Source organism: Pseudomonas sp. (assembly GCF_049645325.1).
In the GTDB taxonomy this organism is placed as follows: Bacteria; Pseudomonadota; Gammaproteobacteria; order Pseudomonadales; family Pseudomonadaceae; genus Aquipseudomonas.
In genome coordinates, this window is the sequence record NZ_JBARTQ010000086.1 from 1 (window position 1) to 3,211 (window position 3,211).

Below are 3,211 nucleotides of genomic sequence, written 5' to 3' on the forward strand. Positions count from 1 at the left end.
CCCGCTACCTGAATCGGTGAAGTTGATCGACGCGCCTTTCTGGACGCCGCAACAGGCGCAGTTTCTCAAGGAAGAACTGCGCGAGGACGCCGATTGGGCCATTGCGGTGGATGAGCTGAACCAGCGGCTGCATCAACCGCAGTAATTCAGCTTAATGCAGGCTGTCTGACTGCTCCAGCTGTAACAACGCTTGCCAGGCAGCCCGGCACTCTTCGGCTTCATCGCGGCTGGCATATGCCGTGCCGCGCTGCTCGCCATTGAGCAGCACGACCCAACAGGCTTTCTGGCCTAACGCACGCAGGGTTTCGGGTACGCCGCTGCCGATCATCACGGCGACATCGACTTTGTTTTGCATGGGGCTTCTCCGCACTATTAGTTAGCTTGCTAACAATGTTGCCCATGCTACGGTTTTCTTCCAGTTGGAAAAAGCTATCTACGGAATAGCTGCATTGCATAAACAGCAACAATCCCTAGCGTGCCGCCTTTGCCCCTTCCGGTTTATAGCCCAGGCGCAAGCCGCCCCAATGGCGGCCGTTGACCATGATCGGTACGGATAAATCATGCATCAACTCGCCCGTATCCCGGGTATAGGTCTGTAGCAGCACCGCCTGTTGATGGCTGCCGCAGCGAATGCCGGTGCGGTCTTCGAACTTGCGTTTGGTGCGGTTCTGCACCGCGTCCACCTGAGCATCGCCGGTAAGCGCGTGGGAAAACACCTTGTTGTGCGTCGGCACATAACCCTGAGGGGTGCAGGCAATAGCAAACACCAGCCCTTCATGGCGCGGCAGCAGCGCTTCCTGAATTGCGGGCAGGACCTGGTCGGTGTAGCCATCAAAACGCGTGTGGTATTTGCTCGGGTGGGTATTCGCGATCGGCGTGTAGCTGCGGTCGAACAAGTCGTTCAGGCTGATGCGGTTTTGCAGCACATCGGCCTCGAACTGTTGGGCAATGCGGCTGGCCCCTTCGCGGGCCAAGTCGTAGATGCGTTGGTGATAGTCATCCAGCCCGACTTCCGCCAGCCGCTCGCTGATGGTTTCCGCCTGCCCTTCCATTTGCACGGCCACGTCGGCCAGTTGGCGCGTCTGCTGGTCGCTCACCGACAAATCGCTGCGCATCTGCTCCACGGCGTGGAACAGGCTGTCGAGTTGCGTGCGGTTGGTGTCGGTGCCTTGGGCGATCTCACTGACCTGCCCTTCGACATCCGCCGCCAGGCTGGCGATGTTTTCCAAATGCTCCCCGGCATGTTCCACCTGCTCGACGCCGATATGCAGGTCTGCCGACAACTGGCGAATCTGCTCCACCACCTGGGCCGTGCGTTGCTGAATGTCGGCCACCATCACCCCGACCTCATCAGTGGCTGTGGCCGTGCGCCCGGCCAGGCCGCGCACTTCGTCGGCGACCACGGCAAACCCACGCCCGTGCTCACCGGCGCGCGCCGCTTCGATGGCGGCGTTCAGCGCCAACAGGTTGGTCTGGCTGGCAATGGACTGAATCACCAACGTGACGCGCTGGATTTCTTCACTGCGCTGACTCAACGCCTCGATCAACTCGCGGCTGGCGTTCGCACGCTGGCTGAGCTGGTGCATGCGCGTGATCGACTGGGCCAGCACTTCACGCCCTTGGTTGCTGCGCTGATGAGCCTGGCTGGCCGCCCCCAGGGCTTGGCGGCTGAGCTGCGAAGTCACCTGCTCGGTGCTGATCATCACCTCGGCACTGCTGACGATCTGCTTGGCCGCACTCAGTTGCGACTGCAAGCGTGCCGCCAGTTGCTTGACCGAATAGGCCACGCCGGCAGCTGATAGAGCGTTATGGCTGGTCGTGTAGGAAAGGTCGCGGGTCAGCTCGCCCATCGTATCGCCAGCCTGTGCAGGCACCGCACGGGACGTTCGCGTTTTGAGGGAGGGCAGCCAGATCACCAGCAAGGCCAAGGGCACACAGAGGTATAGCGGCAAGCCGGCAAACACCAGGCCCAACAGCACCAGCACCAGGGCGGTGCTCTGCAAGAGCGGCGTCAGCCAGCCGGGCAGCGCGCGCGCCACCGTGTGCGGTGGCACTGCTGCGCCCATCAGAGATCCGTCTCCAGCCATCGTCGTTACCCCACTGCTTGTCATTATTGTGTCTGCATTAAACGCCACTATCAGGCCATTATCCATGGGCCTTTAGTGGGGTGACTTGCAGCAGATCAATAGACGCGGGCGTAACCGGTATTTCCCTGGGCATCGCAGGCGCGACGCCAGGCTTCAAGGCATCAGGCTTGGCGCTGGTGCTTGTCGATTTGCTCGTGACGCTCTTGGGCTTCGATGCAATATTTGGTGGTCGGGCTGATCAGCAGGCGCTTGAGGCCGATAGGCTCGCCGCTGTCATCACACCAGCCAAAGGAATCTTCCTTGATGCGTTCGAGGGCACGCTCGAGCTGCGGCAGCATACGCTGGTCGCGGTCGATGGCATTGACCAGCCAGGTGCGCTCTTCTTCAACGGAAGCCGCGTCAGCCGGGTCAGCCGGGGTGTCCAGGCTTTCGATAGCGATGCGGTTCTGCTCAATGCGCTCGTGGTGTTCCACTTTCATGTCTTGCAGCAACTGCTCAAAAAAAGCGTGCTGTTCGGCATTCATGTAGTCATCCGCCGGCATGGCCAGCAACTTTTCCTTTGTCATTGATTTCTCTATAAAAAATACGTGCATTAAGGCGAATAAGGGAGCGTTCCGGCCGACCTCTGCAGGTCTCGGAAAGGCGCCATCCATTCCAAGCGCCACCCGGCACTCAATTTACGAGGGGCGGCAGTCTAAGGCCGACTTGAGGGCGCAGCAACTGAAAAGACAGGCATTTTTTCCGAGATAACCCTTAAAAGCACCAGGACGGGCTCGGCGAATGGTCATCGGAGTGCGTTTATAGCAAGAAATTCAGTGTTGTGGAGGTATATAGAAGACAAACGGTTAGAACGGCTGGATAAAGATCAACTTAGGCGGCCGGGGTTGGTGCGTCAGGACTGCCAGCGGAACGTGTGGTCATAGAGATTGCGCCTGTGGTGGTTTTGAGTTCGGTGGTTCTTTCATTGGGTTTTGAGTGCATATCCGGTTTTGGGGTGATGGCTGATAGGGGTTCCGCTCTTACAGCGGGTCACTTTCGAAAAGCGCGAAAGTAACCAAAGCGCTCTTGCCCCTCCACTCGGCACCTCGCCTCCGGCTCGGTGTGCCCTCACGCAGGCTTTGGAG

At 59.4% G+C, this 3,211-nt stretch carries 4 protein-coding genes; 1 reads left to right on the plus strand and 3 read right to left on the minus strand.

Features of this window, described 5'->3' with window-relative positions:
• The coding region (locus WBB95_RS03640) for a DUF2789 family protein (RefSeq protein WP_424486340.1) at nt 1–145 on the plus strand (145 nt) is incomplete at its 5' end.
• Nucleotides 146–151: 6 nt separating this feature from the next.
• On the opposite strand, the gene WBB95_RS03645 is transcribed toward WBB95_RS03640, so the two are convergent.
• The 3 genes from WBB95_RS03645 to WBB95_RS03655 all read right to left on the minus strand — a co-directional run bounded on the left by WBB95_RS03645 (nt 152) and on the right by WBB95_RS03655 (nt 2,653).
• Complete coding sequence (locus WBB95_RS03645; protein ID WP_424486338.1) at nt 152–355, minus strand: hypothetical protein; 204 nt, start codon at nt 353–355, stop codon at nt 152–154.
• A gap of 115 nt (nt 356–470) precedes the next feature.
• The gene (locus WBB95_RS03650) at nt 471–2,153 is read right to left on the minus strand and encodes a methyl-accepting chemotaxis protein (RefSeq protein WP_424486339.1); all 1,683 of its coding nucleotides are present in this window, start codon (nt 2,151–2,153) and stop codon (nt 471–473) included.
• Between the two features lie 95 nt (nt 2,154–2,248).
• Nucleotides 2,249–2,653, minus strand: coding sequence for a TraR/DksA family transcriptional regulator (locus tag WBB95_RS03655; protein WP_010564800.1), 405 nt, complete (start codon nt 2,651–2,653; stop codon nt 2,249–2,251).
• Nucleotides 2,654–3,211 lie beyond the last annotated feature (558 nt).

What these genes read in the sequence shown, in the direction of transcription:
- WBB95_RS03645 (WP_424486338.1), bottom strand. Translation starts at nt 355, where the DNA reads ATGCAAAACAAAGTCGATGTCGCCGTGATGATCGGCAGCGGCGTACCC.
- WBB95_RS03650 (WP_424486339.1), bottom strand. Translation starts at nt 2,153, where the DNA reads ATGGATAATGGCCTGATAGTGGCGTTTAATGCAGACACAATAATGACA.
- WBB95_RS03655 (WP_010564800.1), bottom strand. Translation starts at nt 2,653, where the DNA reads ATGACAAAGGAAAAGTTGCTGGCCATGCCGGCGGATGACTACATGAAT.